This window comes from Eudoraea sp., from assembly GCF_039969275.1.
Lineage (GTDB): Bacteria > Bacteroidota > Bacteroidia > Flavobacteriales > Flavobacteriaceae > Eudoraea.
This window is the reverse complement of the sequence record NZ_JBDVOC010000007.1, coordinates 138368-154507: the sequence shown is the minus strand read 5'-3', so window position 1 is coordinate 154507 and position 16140 is coordinate 138368. Positions and strand designations below refer to the sequence as shown.

General features: G+C 36.0%; 16 protein-coding genes. 10 read left to right on the top strand and 6 right to left on the bottom strand.

Annotated features, from left to right (window positions below; genetic code table 11):
- The first annotated feature begins 7 nt into the window (after nucleotides 1-7).
- Together ABJH90_RS05310 and ABJH90_RS05305 are read left to right on the top strand one after the other, a co-directional pair.
- On the top strand, nucleotides 8-1522 hold the full coding sequence (locus ABJH90_RS05310) for a GH3 auxin-responsive promoter family protein (RefSeq protein WP_348137260.1): 1515 nt from the start codon (nucleotides 8-10) through the stop codon (nucleotides 1520-1522).
- A gap of 160 nt (nucleotides 1523-1682) precedes the next feature.
- Nucleotides 1683-2249, top strand: coding sequence for a hypothetical protein (locus tag ABJH90_RS05305; RefSeq protein WP_348137258.1), 567 nt, complete (start codon nucleotides 1683-1685; stop codon nucleotides 2247-2249).
- Here ABJH90_RS05305 and clpX read toward each other — a convergent pair.
- From clpX to ABJH90_RS05275, 6 genes are all read right to left on the bottom strand, one after another.
- A complete protein-coding gene (clpX, locus tag ABJH90_RS05300; RefSeq protein WP_348137256.1) occupies nucleotides 2224-3459 on the bottom strand; it encodes an ATP-dependent Clp protease ATP-binding subunit ClpX in 1236 nt (411 codons plus the stop codon). The genes ABJH90_RS05305 and clpX overlap by 26 nt on opposite strands.
- Before the next feature lie 96 nt (nucleotides 3460-3555).
- Nucleotides 3556-4236 (bottom strand): ATP-dependent Clp endopeptidase proteolytic subunit ClpP, encoded by a 681-nt coding sequence (clpP, locus tag ABJH90_RS05295; RefSeq protein ID WP_348137254.1) that lies wholly within the window; start codon nucleotides 4234-4236, stop codon nucleotides 3556-3558.
- A gap of 85 nt (nucleotides 4237-4321) precedes the next feature.
- Nucleotides 4322-5644 carry a trigger factor gene (gene tig / locus ABJH90_RS05290; RefSeq protein WP_348137252.1) on the bottom strand — a complete coding sequence of 441 codons (1323 nt, stop codon included), beginning with the start codon at nucleotides 5642-5644 and terminating at the stop codon, nucleotides 4322-4324.
- A gap of 95 nt (nucleotides 5645-5739) precedes the next feature.
- Entirely contained in the window at nucleotides 5740-6090 is a 351-nt protein-coding gene (locus tag ABJH90_RS05285) for a phage holin family protein (protein WP_348137250.1), read from the bottom strand.
- 135 nt (nucleotides 6091-6225) lie between these two features.
- On the bottom strand, nucleotides 6226-6996 hold the full coding sequence (locus ABJH90_RS05280; protein WP_348137248.1) for an alpha/beta fold hydrolase: 771 nt from the start codon (nucleotides 6994-6996) through the stop codon (nucleotides 6226-6228).
- The gene (locus ABJH90_RS05275; protein ID WP_348137246.1) at nucleotides 6996-7709 is read right to left on the bottom strand and encodes a pyridoxine 5'-phosphate synthase; all 714 of its coding nucleotides are present in this window, start codon (nucleotides 7707-7709) and stop codon (nucleotides 6996-6998) included. Before ABJH90_RS05275 ends, ABJH90_RS05280 begins: the two co-directional genes overlap by 1 nt.
- Nucleotides 7710-7802: 93 nt before the next feature.
- Between ABJH90_RS05275 and ABJH90_RS05270 the strand changes: the two genes are divergently transcribed.
- The 8 genes from ABJH90_RS05270 to murI all read left to right on the top strand — a co-directional run bounded on the left by ABJH90_RS05270 (nucleotide 7803) and on the right by murI (nucleotide 16107).
- A complete protein-coding gene (locus ABJH90_RS05270) occupies nucleotides 7803-8459 on the top strand; it encodes a CBS domain-containing protein (RefSeq protein WP_348137243.1) in 657 nt (218 codons plus the stop codon).
- Between the two features lie 87 nt (nucleotides 8460-8546).
- The gene (locus ABJH90_RS05265) at nucleotides 8547-9428 is read left to right on the top strand and encodes an NAD kinase (protein ID WP_348137240.1); all 882 of its coding nucleotides are present in this window, start codon (nucleotides 8547-8549) and stop codon (nucleotides 9426-9428) included.
- A gap of 116 nt (nucleotides 9429-9544) precedes the next feature.
- Nucleotides 9545-10231 (top strand): DUF6089 family protein, encoded by a 687-nt coding sequence (locus tag ABJH90_RS05260; RefSeq protein WP_348137238.1) that lies wholly within the window; start codon nucleotides 9545-9547, stop codon nucleotides 10229-10231.
- Nucleotides 10232-10239: 8 nt separating this feature from the next.
- Nucleotides 10240-10980, top strand: a complete 741-nt coding sequence (locus ABJH90_RS05255) for an isoprenyl transferase (protein WP_348137236.1) — start codon at nucleotides 10240-10242, stop codon at nucleotides 10978-10980.
- Nucleotides 10952-13591: a POTRA domain-containing protein gene (locus ABJH90_RS05250; RefSeq protein WP_348137235.1), complete on the top strand. Its 2640-nt coding sequence runs from the start codon at nucleotides 10952-10954 to the stop codon at nucleotides 13589-13591. Before ABJH90_RS05255 ends, ABJH90_RS05250 begins: the two co-directional genes overlap by 29 nt.
- 101 nt (nucleotides 13592-13692) lie before the next feature.
- On the top strand, nucleotides 13693-14520 hold the full coding sequence (locus ABJH90_RS05245) for an OmpH family outer membrane protein (RefSeq protein ID WP_348137961.1): 828 nt from the start codon (nucleotides 13693-13695) through the stop codon (nucleotides 14518-14520).
- A gap of 47 nt (nucleotides 14521-14567) precedes the next feature.
- Nucleotides 14568-15077: an OmpH family outer membrane protein gene (locus tag ABJH90_RS05240; protein WP_348137233.1), complete on the top strand. Its 510-nt coding sequence runs from the start codon at nucleotides 14568-14570 to the stop codon at nucleotides 15075-15077.
- A gap of 241 nt (nucleotides 15078-15318) precedes the next feature.
- A complete protein-coding gene (murI, locus tag ABJH90_RS05235; RefSeq protein WP_348137231.1) occupies nucleotides 15319-16107 on the top strand; it encodes a glutamate racemase in 789 nt (262 codons plus the stop codon).
- Nucleotides 16108-16140 lie beyond the last annotated feature (33 nt).

Genomic DNA, 16140 nt, shown 5'->3' with positions numbered 1-16140 from the left:
CCTAAAAATGCCAATACCTTTATTTAATTCTATAGCTTCATGGCTTTTAAAAAAACGCTATCACCAGATAGAGCTTTTTCTTAAGTATCCTGGTGAAGTACAGGAGGAAGTATTGTTTCAATTATTGGGAATTGCTGAAGATACAAAGATTGGCAGGAAGCATGAATTTGGTTCAATTGCAAGCTATAAGGCTTTTTCTGAACGTATTCCTATTGTTTCCTATGAGGAAATAGAACCTTTAATAGAGCGCACTAGGAGAGGAGAACAAAACATCTTTTGGCCAACTAACATTAAATGGTTTGCGAAAAGTAGCGGGACAACTAATGCCAAAAGTAAATTTATTCCCGTAAGTACTGAGGCATTGGAAGATTGTCATTATAAATCAGGAAAGGACTTATTATGCCTCTATTTAAACAATAATGAGAATTCTCAGTTATTTAGAGGTAAAAGCCTTCGCTTAGGAGGTAGCAAGGAGTTATATGAGGATAACGGTACATTTTTTGGGGATCTTTCAGCCATTCTAATAGATAATATGCCATTTTGGGCAGAATTAAGTAGTACCCCAAGAAGTAGAGTTTCATTGATGGGCGAATGGGAAACTAAAATGAATGCTATTATACAGGAAAGCATACAGGAAAATGTTACCAGTTTGGCCGGTGTTCCGTCCTGGATGTTAGTTCTGTTAAACAAAGTATTGGAAGAAACGGGTAAGAAGAACTTGTTTGAGGTATGGGAAAATCTGGAAGTTTATTTCCATGGCGGAGTAAGTTTTAATCCATATCTGGAACAATACAATAACCTACTCCCAAAGAAAAGTTTTAAATATTATGAGATTTACAATGCGTCTGAAGGGTTTTTTGCCATTCAGGACAGGAATAATGCAGATGATTTATTATTAATGCTCGATTATGGAATTTTTTACGAGTTCATTCCGATGGAAGCCTATGGTCTTCCAGATCAAAAAGTGATTCCATTATGGGAGGTGGAGGAGAATAAGAACTACGCCATTATTATTACTACCAATTCCGGACTTTGGCGTTACAAAATAGGGGATACTGTTCGTTTTACTTCTACCAATCCCTATAGGATAAAGATTACGGGTAGGACCAAACACCATATAAATGCTTTCGGAGAGGAACTGATTATTGAAAATGCTGAAGAGGCACTTAAAAATAGTTGTCGAAAGACCGGTGCTGAAATAATAGATTATACCGCTGCTCCCGTTTTTATGTCTCGAAATGAAAAAGGGGCGCATGAATGGATAATAGAATTTCGAAAAGCTCCTGAAGAAATCCAATACTTTACAGAAGTATTGGATAATGCCCTTAAATCATTAAATTCTGATTATGAGGCCAAGAGATACAATAGTATGACTTTAAAAATGCCTAAAGTTCATATGGCCAGAAAAAACCTTTTCTATGACTGGTTAAAGTCTAAAGGAAAATTAGGTGGTCAACATAAAATTCCCCGATTGTCTAATGAGAGGGTATATGTAGATGAATTACTGGAAATGAATAGCTAGGAAAAACTGATAAATCCACTTATTATAACTTCAGATTACTATTGATTAAGCTACTATATCGATGAAATGCATCAAGTAAACAAAAAAATGTTGAAAATATACCATTAATCGTCAAATTGCAGGTCCAAACTTAACCCGTTTATTAATAAATATTACTTTTATGGCAGAACGATTGGTTGTTTTATCAGACATGTGGGGTGCTAAAAAGGGCCTTTGGATTACTTCGTATCTGGGCTATTTGCAACAATATTTTGATATTGTTTTTTATGATATCCGTCAACTTTCCGATGTAAATCTTATAAGTAATACAGCTGAAGATATCTGCGAAGCTTTTAATAATGGAGGTATGAATATGGCATTGACTCAGCTTTTAATAAAAGAAAGAGAAGAAAGCCATTACCTTACCTTTTGTGCAGGTGGTACTATTGCCTGGAATGCGGGTTTATGTGGGTTGCCAATAAAATCATTAACGGCAATTTCTCCCTTGAATCTCCATTTACAAAAAGAAAAACCAGATTGTAAGATTAATTTACTTTATGGTGAATATCAGGAGGATAAACCCAGCCCTGAATGGTTGTCTGAAATGGATGTGAATATGGAAATCATGCCTAAATTCGGCAGAGAACTATATAGTGACGACAAAGTAATCCAAAAAGTATGTATGGATTTACTGGATGCCTTATTAAAAAAAAAGCTGAGTTTTAAGAAACGGCCTTTAGTTTCTTGATGGTTTCAAAGGACAATTTATTCTCTGCATAAGGTTTTGTTACCTTAAATTCCGTTTCATCGCTACTAGGAAGTTCAAACATTGCATCTGTAAAAACAGCTTCACACAAAGATCTTAATCCTCTGGCTCCTAACTTATATTCCACTGCCTTTTCCACAATGTAATCCAAAGCTTGTTCAGTAATCTTAAAACTAATGCCGTCCATGGCAAATAATTTTTCATACTGTTTTATAATAGCATTTTTGGGCTCCGTTAATATTGCTCTTAAAGTTTTTTCATCCAGAGGATTCATATGTGTTAGGACAGGTAGCCTTCCAATTATTTCAGGAATAAGTCCAAATTCTTTTAAATCTTTTGGAATTATATATTGAAGTACATTGGTATTATCCAAACTTTCTTCTTTTTTTGCAGCACTATAACCAATAGCTTGCATATTCAATCGTTTGGTTATTATCCGCTCTATTCCATCAAAAGCACCACCTGCAATAAACAAGATGTTTTCTGTATTTACTTCTATAAATTTTTGATCGGGATGTTTTCTTCCGCCCTTGGGTGGTACATTTACCATAGTTCCTTCCAACAATTTAAGTAATCCCTGTTGAACACCTTCCCCGGAAACGTCGCGAGTAATTGAAGGATTATCACTTTTACGTGCTATTTTGTCAAGCTCGTCAATAAAAACAATACCTCTCTCTGCTTTTTCTAGATTATAATCTGCAGCCTGTAAAAGTCGTGTAAGGATACTTTCCACATCTTCACCTACATATCCCGCCTCTGTCAATACTGTGGCGTCCACGATAGCTAGTGGCACATTAAGCATCCTGGCAATGGTTTTGGCCATTAATGTTTTACCTGTACCGGTTTGGCCCACCATCACAATATTACTTTTTTGAATCTCTATATCGTCATCTTTGGAATGAGGCTGCAATAGCCTTTTATAATGATTATAAACCGCAACAGATAATACCCTCTTTGTGCGTTCCTGGCCAATGACGTAGTTGTCCAAGAAGCTTTTTATCTCCTTAGGTTTTTTTAAGATAAGTTCTGTAGACAGGTCGTCATTCTTTGATTGCTTAGATTCTTCGGCAACAATACCGTGTGCCTGTTCTATACATCTATCACAAATATGTGCATCTAAACCTGCAATCAATAGATTGGTCTCAGGTTTTTTTCGTCCACAAAAAGAACATTCCAGGTTTTCCTTAGCCATAATTTTAACTAGATTTCTAAACAATAACGAAGCAAAAGTAGTTTTGGTTCATTAAAATTACCCTATAGCGCAATAAATATGCGTATTTCGTCGAAATTAATCCTTATCCCTTTCCAAAATTTCGTCAATCATACCATAATCTTTGGCTTCTTGAGCTTTCATCCAATAATCCCGATCGCTATCTTCATACACCTTATCAAATTTTTGACCAGAGTGATTAGATATAATATGGTATAATTCATCCTTAATTTTAAGTACTTCTTTGGCAGCAATCTCGATATCACTTGCTTGTCCCTGTGCTCCAGACATCGGTTGATGTATCATTACCCGTGAATGCGTCAAACCACTGCGTTTACCTTTTTCCCCTGCGCAAAGAAGAACGGCAGCCATAGATGCAGCCATTCCAGTGCATATAGTTGCCACATCCGGTTTAATAAATTGCATGGTATCATAGATCCCAAGCCCGGCATAGACACTTCCTCCCGGAGAGTTAATGTAAATCTGAATATCTTTAGAGGAATCTGCGCTGGCCAGAAAAAGCAATTGCGCCTGCACAATATTTGCTACCTGGTCATTAATTCCTGTTCCTAAAAAAATGATTCGGTCCATCATAAGTCTCGAGAAAACGTCCATTGCTATTGCGTTCAATTGCCTTTCCTCAATAATGTTTGGCGTCATGTTAACCGGATACATACTGCTTATAATACGCTCGTAGTACATGCTATTTATACCCTGGTCCTTGATGGCATAATTTTGAAATTCTTTTCCGAAATCCATATTTAATATGATATTTTTAAATAAAAAAAAGGTGCCGAAATTACTGCTTTCGGCACCGTAAAGATACTTAATTTATTTTTTAAAATTAACCGTAAACCTCTTTCACGAAATTATCATAAGTAACTTCTTTTTTCTTCAAATTGGCCTTTTCTTTATAAAGTGCAATAAGTTTTTGACTCATTAGCTGTTCAGAGAGTCTTTTTACTTCTTCCTGATTGCTCAAAACTCTGGTGGCAATGTTGTCTAATTCATCTTCCTGTGGATTTAACTGGCCGTATTGCGCCATTTGAGATTTAATAAAACCTTTAGCGAACTCTTTCAATTCATCAAATTGGATTTCAATGCTGTTATCCTTAATGATTTTCCCTTCAATTAATTGATATCTCAGTCCTTTTTCAGACTTTTCATATTCATCATTGGCCTCCTCCTCGGAAAGAGATTTTTCCCCTGTGGTCCGAATCCATTTTTTAAGGAATCCGGCTGGAAGATCAAATTTTATGGTTTCAATAAGCCGCTCCGTAACATCATTCAATAGTTTCTGATCTGCCTGTTGCTCAAATTGTTTCTCCGAATCTTCTTTTATTCTTTCTCTGAGATCTTTTTCTGAAGTAATGGCATCTTTGCCAAAAAGTTTATCAAACAATTCCTGATCTAAATCCGCAGCCTCCCGCTCATTGATTTCCTCTATAGTAAAACTTACTTCTATATTTAGTTTTTCTGCCTCTTCCCTTTGAATTCCTAAAGCTCCGGATAATAAATAGTCCTCTTTAAAAAGGCCTTTGGTTTTCAAAATTACAGTATCACCTGCTTTTTTACCGCGAAGACCGTCTATGGCCTTTTTACTTTTCACTTTAGACATTTCAAGGTTAGACTTATGGTCTATTTCCTCTTCTTCATTTCTGAAAGTGCCTGTAAGTTCATCATTTTTGCCAACTTCAGACTTACTAATCAGTTTTCCGTATTGTTTTCTTATACGGTCAACCTGATCATCTATCATTTTCTTATCGGCTACAATTTTATAATGAGTAATCGGCTTTTTTGTCTTTAGTGATACTTCAAAATTGGGAGCGAGGCCCAATTCAAATTCAAAAGAAAAATCTTCCGCCTCCCAATTAAAATTGTCCTGTTGTTTTGGAAGTGGATTTCCCAGGACGTCTAGTTTTTCTTCGGTGAGATATTTATTAAGGTTATCCTGTAAAAGTTTATTTACTTCATCAACTAATACGGCTTTGCCATATTGTTTCTTGATTAATCCCATTGGAACCTGACCTTTCCTGAACCCCGGAATGTTGGCCTGTTTTTTATAATCCTTAAGAATCTTATCTACCTTGTCACTATAGTCATCTTTCGTTATTGCTACTTTTACAATAGCATTTAACTCGTCTATCTGCTCTTTCTGAATATTCATTGATATCTCTGATTTGCTTTCTAAAATGGGATGCAAAAATAGGATATTTTATGAACTGGAACAAGTTTTTAAATAGCTGATTATCGAATCCTGAATCAGGAACTTTTATCCTCCTTTAAAAATGAGAAAAAGATAGATTCAAGGAAGCTTAATAGGAGACTGAACAATAGCGCCCACCAAATAGAATCTACAGAAAACCCGGAGATAAACCTGTCTGCCAGCAATATAATCAGGGCATTAATAATTAGTAAAAATAAGCCTAAAGTTAATATGGTTATAGGCAAGGTAAGAATAACCATTATAGGCTTAACAATAAAATTTAACAGGCCTAACACAATGGCTACTATGATCGCTGTCGTATAGGAGTCAACTCCAACGCCAGGTAGTATATTTGCCAGTATTACTACTGCAAGGGCACTCAATAAAATTCGAATAATAAGTTTCATTTGTTAAGGTCTTTAGGATTAATATAAATGGTGCCAATATTAATTGACATCTTTAAAAGTAGTTATATTTTTTAATTTATAAAATTGAGACCCTCATAATCCATAGGGACAACGCCAGGGTGATTAGCTCCTTTTTTACGAATTCAGAAAAACCATAGATTTTTCAATAAACTGCTGTGGGTTTTCGGCATGTAACCAATGCCCTGCATCATCGATGGTTTCGAGCTCGGCTTTTGGAAAATGAAGCTTAATTTCAGACAGGTCTTCAGTAGCAATGTACTCTGATCTGCTGCCTCTTAGAAATAAAGTCGGGCCCGTAAAGGATTCTGTATGGCCGAGGGACTCCCCAATTTCTTCCATTTTTTGCGACAGGACATCGAGGTTAAAACGAAAGGCTAATCTTCCTTTTTCTATCCAATGAAGGTTTCTTAATAAAAACTGCCTTATTCCCCAATCATGAAGGTGTTCCGCAAGAAGAAAGTCGGCCTGACTTCGAGAGGAAATTTCTTCCATTCGCAGGGTTTTTAAGGCATCAATAATATACTGATGATGAGAGGGATAAAATTTTGGAGCAATGTCGGCAACTATTAATTTATCAACTAAATCTTGATACTTACAAGCAAAGGTCATTGCAGTTTTTCCACCCATAGAATGACCCAGGACACATGCACTTGAAAATTTATAATAGTTAAAATAGTGATTTAAATCTTCAGCAAGAATTGTATAATTAAACTCCTCTGACCAGAAACTCTTACCATGATTTCGTTGATCAATAAGATGAACTTCGTAACCATGTTGTGCATATTGGGTACCCAGCGTTTTCCAATTATCGGACATTCCTAAAAAGCCGTGCAATATCATCAGCGGTTTACCTTCGCCTAGGATGTTTGAATGAAGTAATGACATTAGTGTAATTTGTGTAAGTACATATTTATAACATTTTCAAGTCCCAGATAAAGTGATTCACAGATCAGGGCATGCCCGATGGACACTTCAAGCAGATTGGAGATATTATCTTTAAAATATTTTATATTATTGAGACTTAAATCATGTCCGGCATTAATACCCAGACCTAATTCATGAGCAGCATTAGCGGCTTCAATGAAAGGATTAATCCCAAGCTTGTCACCAGCTTCATAGCTCTTCGCATACTGTTCGGTATAGAGCTCAATTCTGTCGGCACCAGTTTTAGCTGCACCAATAACCATACTTATTTCGGGATCTACAAATATCGAAGTTCGAATATTTTTCTCTTTAAAAATCCCAATTACTTCTTTTAAGAAGTCTTCGTGAACTATAGTGTTCCATCCGGCATTAGAGGTAAGAGCATTAACCGAGTCGGGAACCAGAGTGACCTGATCGGGTTGAACTTCAAGTACCAAATCAATAAACTTATCAATTGGATTCCCTTCAATATTCAATTCAGTAGTTACTACCTCCCCCAGCTTACGAGCATCCTCATATTTAATGTGTCTTTCGTCCGGTCGGGGATGAATAGTGATTCCTTGTGCACCAAAACCTTCTATATCGGTAACTACTTTTAAGAGATTTGGGACGTCTCCACCTCTTGAATTTCTTAGAGTAGCTATTTTGTTAACATTAACACTAAGTTTTGTCATTTTACCATATTTATAATTTCCAGGGCTCAAAAATACAAATTAGGCATACCTTTTGATATTTAAAATTAGTATTTTGCGTAAGATTTTAAGGACATGCAGATTCAATCCCATATAATTACGACAATTCCAGTTTTTAATTTGGAAGGCGCACTTAATGAGGTTATTAACTTTTTTAAGCATACCACCTATTCGCATGTGGCTATAGTTGAGAATAACTTTTTTTTGGGAGTCTTATCAGAAAATGATCTTGAAACCTTTGAAAGTGGCAAAAAAATAGAAGATTATAAATATAATCTTGAGTCCTTTTTTGTATTAAAAAGTACTTCGTGGCTGGATGTCCTTGAAAAATTCGCCAGAAATGAGTGCAATTTGTTACCGGTTTTGGATGATGAAAACCTGGTAATAGGTTATTATGACCTTAATGATGTTGTTGGTGTTTTCATAGATACCCCATTCTTTACAGAACCGGGAGGAATGCTGGTATTAGCAAAAGGCGTAAAAGACTATTCTTTTAGTGAAATATCTCAGATAGTTGAAAGTAATAATACTAAGTTGCTCGGTGCATTTATCACCGATATTCGAAATGATGTTATTCAGATTACGATAAAAATCAGTACTGGTAATTTTAGTGAAGTTGTCCAAACCTTCCGGCGATACAATTACAATATACTCTTTGGTAATAAGGATGATCAGTTTATTGAGAATCTAAAAGAAAGATCGGATTATCTTGATAAGTATCTTAATGTTTAAGTTCTATGTGGGGAAGTGTTCTGAAAAAGGTGATTTTACCCTCACTGTCCTCTCTAGTTAGAAGCTAATTACGTAAACCATTCCAATATGAAAATAGCGATATATGCTCAGATCTACGAGAGTGAGACCTTAGACTATGTTGTGGAGTTACTGGATGAATGTAAGAATGTTGGCGCAGAAGTAATTATTGAATCGGATTTTTACACTCAATTGTCCGCTTCAAGACAAATAGAAATTTACAGAACCTTTGATCGTGAAGTTGGATTGGATCCGTCTTTCGAAATGTTCGTGAGCTTTGGAGGGGACGGAACTATTTTAAGAGCTATCACATATATCCGTGATTTGGGGATTCCCATAGTAGGAGTAAATACAGGAAGACTTGGTTTTCTATCCACTTTAAAAAAAGAAGAAGTCAGAAGAGTTGTTACGGAATTTGTTTCCGGAGCATATTCCATAGTCGAACGTAGTTTGGTAGAAGTGAATGCCGATTTTGATATCCCTGAATTCAGGGATATGAATTATGCATTGAATGAAGTAACTGTAAGCAGGAAGGATACGACTTCAATGATAACTGTGGAAACCCATCTTAATAATGAATATTTAACCTCTTACTGGGCAGATGGGCTTATAGTGGCAACACCGACAGGATCCACAGGCTATTCCTTGAGTTGTGGAGGCCCCGTTATAATGCCGGGAGTACAATCACTGGTAATTACACCCATTGCCCCCCATAATTTAAATGCAAGACCCCTGGTTATCTCAGACGACACAATCATCAGATTAAAAGTTTCGGGACGTGAAGTAAATCATCTTGTTTCATTAGATTCCAGAATCGCCACTATAGAAAATGGCAAAGAAATTACCGTTAAAAAAGCCCCATTTACAATAAAAATGATTGCCTACACTTCTGAGAGCTTTTTGGAAACCATTAGAAACAAATTGCTTTGGGGTCAGGATAAGCGGAATTAGATACTTCCTTAAAACAATAAAAAACTGCAAATACTGTTTATCAAAAGTAAATAGGGGTATAAAAGATATTAGTTGTAAAATACTATATTAATTATATTTGCAAACTTTTTAATTTAATGAGAGCGTTTATTGTTGTTATTCTTTTACTTGGATTTGGCTTGATAAATGCCCAAACTTATGAAATTGGAGTTTATGCGGGGGGTACCAATAATATTGGGGATGTTGGCAGAACAAACTATATAGCGCCTTCGGGGCCTGCATTTGGGGGTATTTTTAAATGGAATAAAAGTAAACGTTATGCTTGGAGAGCTAGCGTGATATATGGACAGTTTACGGCGGATGATTCGAAATCAAGTATTTCTTCCAGACGCCAAAGGGATTATAAGATGGATAATTCTGTGTTGGAGGTATCTGCAGGACTGGAATTTAATTTTGTTGAATATAATTTACATAAATTGGGACCTGCATTTACCCCATATTTGTATACCGGTATTACGTATTTCCGATATGAGTATAAATATTTTGATGCCGGGCAGGTGCAGGATTTAGATCAAAAAGACGGTGCTTTTGCCATTCCAATGACTGTTGGTATGAAGGCAAGGTTGTCGCATTATTTCATTATAGGAGCAGAAATAGGAGCGCGATTGACTTTTACTGACAATTTAGATGGCAGTAATCCGGAAGGATCTAATTTTGAACAATTTAGATTTGGAAATATTTTTAGTGATGATTGGTATGTTTTCTCAGGAATTACATTAACTTATACCTTTGGTAGAAAACCATGTTCCGATTGTTTTGAGTAACACTTTTTATGAACACTAATGATGATTTAAAAAACGGCAAACTTCCTAAACATCTGGCTATTATAATGGATGGTAATGGCAGATGGGCGAAACAAAAAGGGCGACTACGTGTTTTTGGTCATGAGCATGGTGTTAAGGCAGTACGCGATGTTGCTGTAAACTGTTCTAAGCTTGGAATAAAGTACCTTACCCTTTATGCCTTTTCCACAGAAAACTGGAAACGACCTAAAATAGAAGTTGAAACCTTAATGAAATTATTGGTATCCTCTTTAAAAAAAGAACTTCCTACTCTAAATGAGAATGATATTAAACTAAATGCCATTGGCAATATTGAATCTCTTCCCACCCGAGCACTGGCAGAACTTAATGAAGTAATGGCCAAGACTAGTCAGAATGGAACAATGACACTGACTCTTGCTTTAAGTTATGGTTCAAGAGAAGAGATAAAAAATGCGATTCAAAGCATTAGTACCAAAGTTAAAAATAATATAATTTCTCCCGAAAATATTGATGAAACCATTATTAATAACCATCTTTACACGCGAAATTTACCAGACGTAGACTTGCTAATCCGCACCAGTGGTGAACACAGGATTAGCAATTTTTTACTTTGGCAGATTGCGTATGCTGAATTATATTTTATTGATGTATTTTGGCCCGATTTTAAAGAGCATCATTTGTTAGAGGCTATAAAAAATTACCAGCACAGAGAACGAAGATTTGGAAAAACCAGCGAACAACTCAACTAGCGATAATAATAAGTTCATATCTTTTGAACTTCTGATTTTATTTTTACTTCTCCTTTTTACTACTTTCAGTTCTGCTCAGGAAACTACCTATGGCAATGGTAAAAAATATATACTTGGGGGAATTGAAGTTAAAGGCTTGCAAAGTTATAATGAACAGACTGTCAAAACATTTACGGGACTTAGAGAGGGTCAGCCGATTACGGTTCCAGGTGATCAAATAAGTGCGGTAATTAAAAAGCTATGGGATCTTGAATTGTTTAGTGATATTAATTTCTATATCTCAAATATTGACGGAGATAAGGTTTACCTGGAACTTAATATTGTGGAAAGGCCAACCTTAACTAAGGTTACGGTTTATGGGGTTAAGAAGAAAAAAATTGATGAAATAATAAAAGAAACGGATCTTAAAAAAGGAAAAAAGGTGACGGAGAGTTTTATTTCCAATACCAGAAACTATATTGAGAATAAATATAAAAAAGATGGTTATTTAAATACTAAGGTTACAATTGCTACCGCTGTAGACACATCAGACACCAATGCGGCAAGTATGGTGGTGAATATTAAGATAGGAGATAAGGTTAAGATTAAAAATATTACTATTGATGGAAACAAAATGCTCTCAGACAAACAGCTTCGAAAAGCTCTGAAGAATACTAAAAAAGCGCAATTCGGCAGGGTTTGGAAAAAATCAAAATTTATTGAAGCTGATTATAAGGAGGATCTGGCAGCAATGGTCGATAAATTTGCTGAGAAAGGTTACAGGGATGCCAGAGTGATTTCAGATTCAATTTCCATAGTTAGTGCCAAGAAAATAAATATAGATATTAAGGTTGAGGAAGGGAATAAATACTATTTTGGGAAAATAGATTTTGTCGGGAATTCAGTTTATACTGATGGTCAGTTAAATAAGGTTTTGGGAATTAAAAAAGGAGAAACATACAATGGAGTACTCCTGAGAGAACGCATTGCGGATGAAAGTAAACCTGATGCTGAAGATATCACAAACCTCTATCAAAACAATGGCTATTTGTTCTCGCAAATAAATCCGGTTGAAGTATCAGCTCAGAATGATACTATTAATTTTGAGATCAGGATTATTGAAGGGAAGGAGACTTTTCTAAACCATGTCTATGTTGCAGGGAATGACAAAACCAATGATCATGTTATATTTAGAGAATTAAGAACTCGCCCCGGACAGAAATACAGTAAAGACAACATTGTTCGTAGTGTAAGGGAATTGGGACAACTAGGCTTTTTTGATGCCGAGCAGATAAAGCCAGATATTTTAAACCCGGATCCCAATGCGGGGACGGTTGATTTGAAATATAATCTGGTGGAATCCGGATCCAGCCAGATAGAATTACAAGGCGGTTATGGGGGGGGTGGATTTATTGGAACCCTTGGTTTGTCTTTTAATAACTTTTCTATAAAAAATATATTTAATGGGAAGGCTTATAAACCGGTTCCTATGGGAGATGGGCAAACATTTGCTTTGCGTTTGCAAGCCAGTAGAACTTTTAGGGTTTATAGCCTTAGTTTTTCCGAACCCTGGCTTGGAGGCAAAAAGCCGGTAAGGTTTAATATGTCGTTTTCCAGAACTCAGCAATTTTTAGCATCTTTTAGCAGCTCAGGAAGGGTTGAGGTAAATAAAGATCAGCAATTTTCCATAACAGGCGTTTCTGTTGGACTTGCGAAAAGATTGCAATGGCCCGATGACTTTTTTACAATATCCCATGCATTGGGATATCAATTATATGATTTTCAGAACTACAATTCCGGTCTTTTTAGGTTTGGTAATGGGACATCGAATTCCCTTGCTTATACTTTGGGTATATCCAGGAGTTCAGCAGGACCAGGAAGAATATTTCCGTTATCAGGGTCTATATTTGAAGTGACCGCCAAGTTAACTCCACCTTATTCTCTTTTTAACAATAAAGACTATAGAGGTTTACAAGATCGAAGTAATGAACTTAGTGAGATTAATCAGCAACGTCCTTTAAGCCCGGATGAAATCTCGGAACAGGAGGCAATAGAGCAGGAGAGGTGGGAGTGGTTAGAGTATTTCAAAATTAAATTTAAAGGAGATTGGTATACGCGAATAGTCGGGAAATTAGTACTGCGTACAAATATTGAGTTTGGTTTTCTGGCAAGCTATAACAGTGATGTGGGAACAGTACCATTTGAACGCTTTTTTATGGGTGGAGACGGTCTTGGAGGTAATTTCACATTAGATGGCCGAGAGACCATCCAATTAAGGGGTTATGAGAATAATTCCATTACACCAATTAATCCTATTACCGGTCAACAGGAAGGTGGAATTGTATTTAATAAGTATTCCCTCGAACTTCGATATCCATTGACATTAAAGCCTTCTGCATCTATATATGCCCTAACTTTTTTAGAAGCGGGAAATAATTTTAACAATTTTCAAGAATATAATCCGTTTATTTTAAAACGATCGGCCGGAGTGGGTGTCCGCATATTTATGCCGGCCTTTGGTCTATTGGGAATTGACTTTGGTTATGGTTTTGATGAAGACAGCCGTCCTCAGTCCGCAGGTACTGGTCCAAGCGGATGGCAAACACACTTTATTATAGGGCAACAGTTCTAACCTCGGAATATTTTCCAATAAAACTTTAGGGTAATCCACTCATTTTAAAATAATTAGTATTTTTGGCACGATATTTTCTATGTAATAAAACGAATTAAATGATGAAGACAAAAGTTCTTTTGGTAGTTGTAGGTTTATTGCTTTGGTCTAACACATTTTCGCAACGGGGTGTAAGAATAGGTTATGTAGACATGGAGTATATTCTTGAAAATGTTGAAGAATACAGAGATGCAAGCGAGCAGCTGGAAAATAAAGTCCAACGCTGGAAAATAGAAATTGAGCAGAAGCAAAGCGAAGTGGATCAAATGAAGAAGGATTTGATGGCAGAAAAAGTGTTGTTGACAAATGAACTTATCCTCGAACGAGAAGAGGAAATTCAAATCCTGGAAAAGGAAATGATTGAATACCAGCAAAATCGATTTGGACCTAATGGCGATTTGGTTCTGCAAAAGAAAAGGTTAATTCAGCCTATACAGGATCAGGTTTTTAATGAAGTGCAGAAAATTGGATCAAATAAAAAATACGATTTTATTTTTGATAAATCGGCGGATGTTGTAATGTTGTACTCCCAAAAAAGACATGACATAAGTGAATTGGTGCTGAGGGGAATAGCGAGGACAAGGAAAGTAAGTGCACCAAAGGCGAAGGCGAAAACCAAAAGCCAGTTAGAAACCTTTGAAGGTGATTCGGAAGAAGAGGAAATAAGTGATGCCCTTCTCGAGAGACAGGCAATGGCAAAGGAAGCGGAAGAAACAAGAATCAAAACAGCCGAAGAACGGAGAGCAGAACAACTTAAAATAAGAGAAGAGCGTAAAAGAGCTTATGAAGAACGAAGAAAGAAATTATTAGAAGAGCGGGAGGCAAAGAGGAAAGAAAAAGAAGAGGAAAGAAAACAAGTAATTGAAAAGAACGAAGAAACTAAAAACTAAAACTCGAAATTAATTATATTAACATTCAAATAGTAAATTCAGAAATCATGAAACAGTTTAAAAAAGTAGCAATAGCCATAGTTTTATTAGTAGCAGCTACTAGTTTTGTTAATGCACAAAGCAAAGTCGCACATATCAATGTAACGGAATTATTGGGCGAGATGCCGGAAATGAAGGCCGCGCAGGCAGAGCTAAAAAAACTACAGGAAACATACAGGGCAGATATTGAAAGTTCTATGACAGAATTAAAGAATAAATATACTCAGTATTCCAATGAAGCTACTTCAAAATCTGAAGAAGAGAATCAAAAAAGAGCTCAGGAACTTCAGGGTTTTGAAAAAAATATTGGGGATGCGCAACAGGCCGCGCAACAGGAATTAGCTAAAAAGCAAGCAGAATTATTTGAGCCCATTTCTATTAAGGCAAAAGCAGCCATAGAAAAAGTAGCAGCTGCTCAGGGCTATGATTATGTGATAGATGCTACGCAAGGTGGTGGTTTAATTGTTGCAAAAGGGAAGGATCTTTTAGTCGAAGTAAAACAGGAACTAGGATTTTAATTTTTCCTTTGTTCAACTTATATTTATAAACTGTCCTCTTTAGGGCAGTTTTTTTTGTTTAATTTTTAAAGAGAAATAGACTTCATTTCTTTTATGATCACCAACCAAATAGCAAGCGATATATTATTAATAGACTTAGAGGGAAAAGATTGTTTTATAATATCTCGTTAGGTACTAAAGGCTTGTTTTAGGAATGTATAACTTTGTTATTGATAATTATTTATAGTAAACCGCATTTTAGATGAATGCAAAACCCATAGGTATTTTTGATTCGGGAGTAGGAGGCACTTCCATATGGAAAGAAATACATGCTCTATTGCCATATGAGAATACTATTTATCTGGCAGATAGTAAGAATGCACCATATGGTCAAAAAACCAGAGAAGAAATTATTGCTTTAAGTATTAAGAACACTGAACTTTTGCTGGCAAGAGGCTGCAAACTCATTGTTGTTGCCTGTAATACAGCTACCACCAATGCAATATCACTTTTACGGGAAAAGTATGAAATCCCTTTTATCGGTATTGAGCCAGCTATTAAACCGGCGGCTCTATATTCCGGAACAGGAACGGTGGGAGTATTGGCCACAAAAGGAACTTTAAGTAGCAGTCTCTTTTTAAAAACCTCAAAGAATCATGCTGGCGAAATAACCATTGTTGAAAAGGAAGGTATTGGCCTTGTTCCATTGATAGAGGCAGGAAAAATAAATTCTATTGAGACGAAACAATTATTGATTCGCTACATTGAACCTATGCTCGATGCAAATATGGATCATATTGTTTTGGGGTGTACGCATTATCCCTATTTAATTCCAGTCTTAAGGGAATTATTACCACCTCATGTGAACATAATTGATTGTGGTGCTGCCGTGGCAAAGCAAACCCTGGCGGTTCTTAATAAAGAAAACCTCCAAAATCCCAATAAAACTCCAGGCAAGATTCAGTTTTACACAAATAAGGATATAAAGATCTTAACTTCTTTTCTGGAAGATATTAATGAATTAAAACAAATCGAATATCTAAACTTTTGAATATCATGCCGATAGAATAAATTTTATTCTCGA

What these genes read in the sequence shown, in the direction of transcription:
- ABJH90_RS05310 (WP_348137260.1), top strand. Translation starts at nt 8, where the DNA reads ATGCCAATACCTTTATTTAATTCTATAGCTTCATGGCTTTTAAAAAAA.
- ABJH90_RS05305 (WP_348137258.1), top strand. Translation starts at nt 1,683, where the DNA reads ATGGCAGAACGATTGGTTGTTTTATCAGACATGTGGGGTGCTAAAAAG.
- clpX (WP_348137256.1), bottom strand. Translation starts at nt 3,459, where the DNA reads ATGGCTAAGGAAAACCTGGAATGTTCTTTTTGTGGACGAAAAAAACCT.
- clpP (WP_348137254.1), bottom strand. Translation starts at nt 4,236, where the DNA reads ATGGATTTCGGAAAAGAATTTCAAAATTATGCCATCAAGGACCAGGGT.
- tig (WP_348137252.1), bottom strand. Translation starts at nt 5,644, where the DNA reads ATGAATATTCAGAAAGAGCAGATAGACGAGTTAAATGCTATTGTAAAA.
- ABJH90_RS05285 (WP_348137250.1), bottom strand. Translation starts at nt 6,090, where the DNA reads ATGAAACTTATTATTCGAATTTTATTGAGTGCCCTTGCAGTAGTAATA.
- ABJH90_RS05280 (WP_348137248.1), bottom strand. Translation starts at nt 6,996, where the DNA reads ATGTCATTACTTCATTCAAACATCCTAGGCGAAGGTAAACCGCTGATG.
- ABJH90_RS05275 (WP_348137246.1), bottom strand. Translation starts at nt 7,709, where the DNA reads ATGACAAAACTTAGTGTTAATGTTAACAAAATAGCTACTCTAAGAAAT.
- ABJH90_RS05270 (WP_348137243.1), top strand. Translation starts at nt 7,803, where the DNA reads ATGCAGATTCAATCCCATATAATTACGACAATTCCAGTTTTTAATTTG.
- ABJH90_RS05265 (WP_348137240.1), top strand. Translation starts at nt 8,547, where the DNA reads ATGAAAATAGCGATATATGCTCAGATCTACGAGAGTGAGACCTTAGAC.
- ABJH90_RS05260 (WP_348137238.1), top strand. Translation starts at nt 9,545, where the DNA reads ATGAGAGCGTTTATTGTTGTTATTCTTTTACTTGGATTTGGCTTGATA.
- ABJH90_RS05255 (WP_348137236.1), top strand. Translation starts at nt 10,240, where the DNA reads ATGAACACTAATGATGATTTAAAAAACGGCAAACTTCCTAAACATCTG.
- ABJH90_RS05245 (WP_348137961.1), top strand. Translation starts at nt 13,693, where the DNA reads ATGAAGACAAAAGTTCTTTTGGTAGTTGTAGGTTTATTGCTTTGGTCT.
- ABJH90_RS05240 (WP_348137233.1), top strand. Translation starts at nt 14,568, where the DNA reads ATGAAACAGTTTAAAAAAGTAGCAATAGCCATAGTTTTATTAGTAGCA.
- murI (WP_348137231.1), top strand. Translation starts at nt 15,319, where the DNA reads ATGAATGCAAAACCCATAGGTATTTTTGATTCGGGAGTAGGAGGCACT.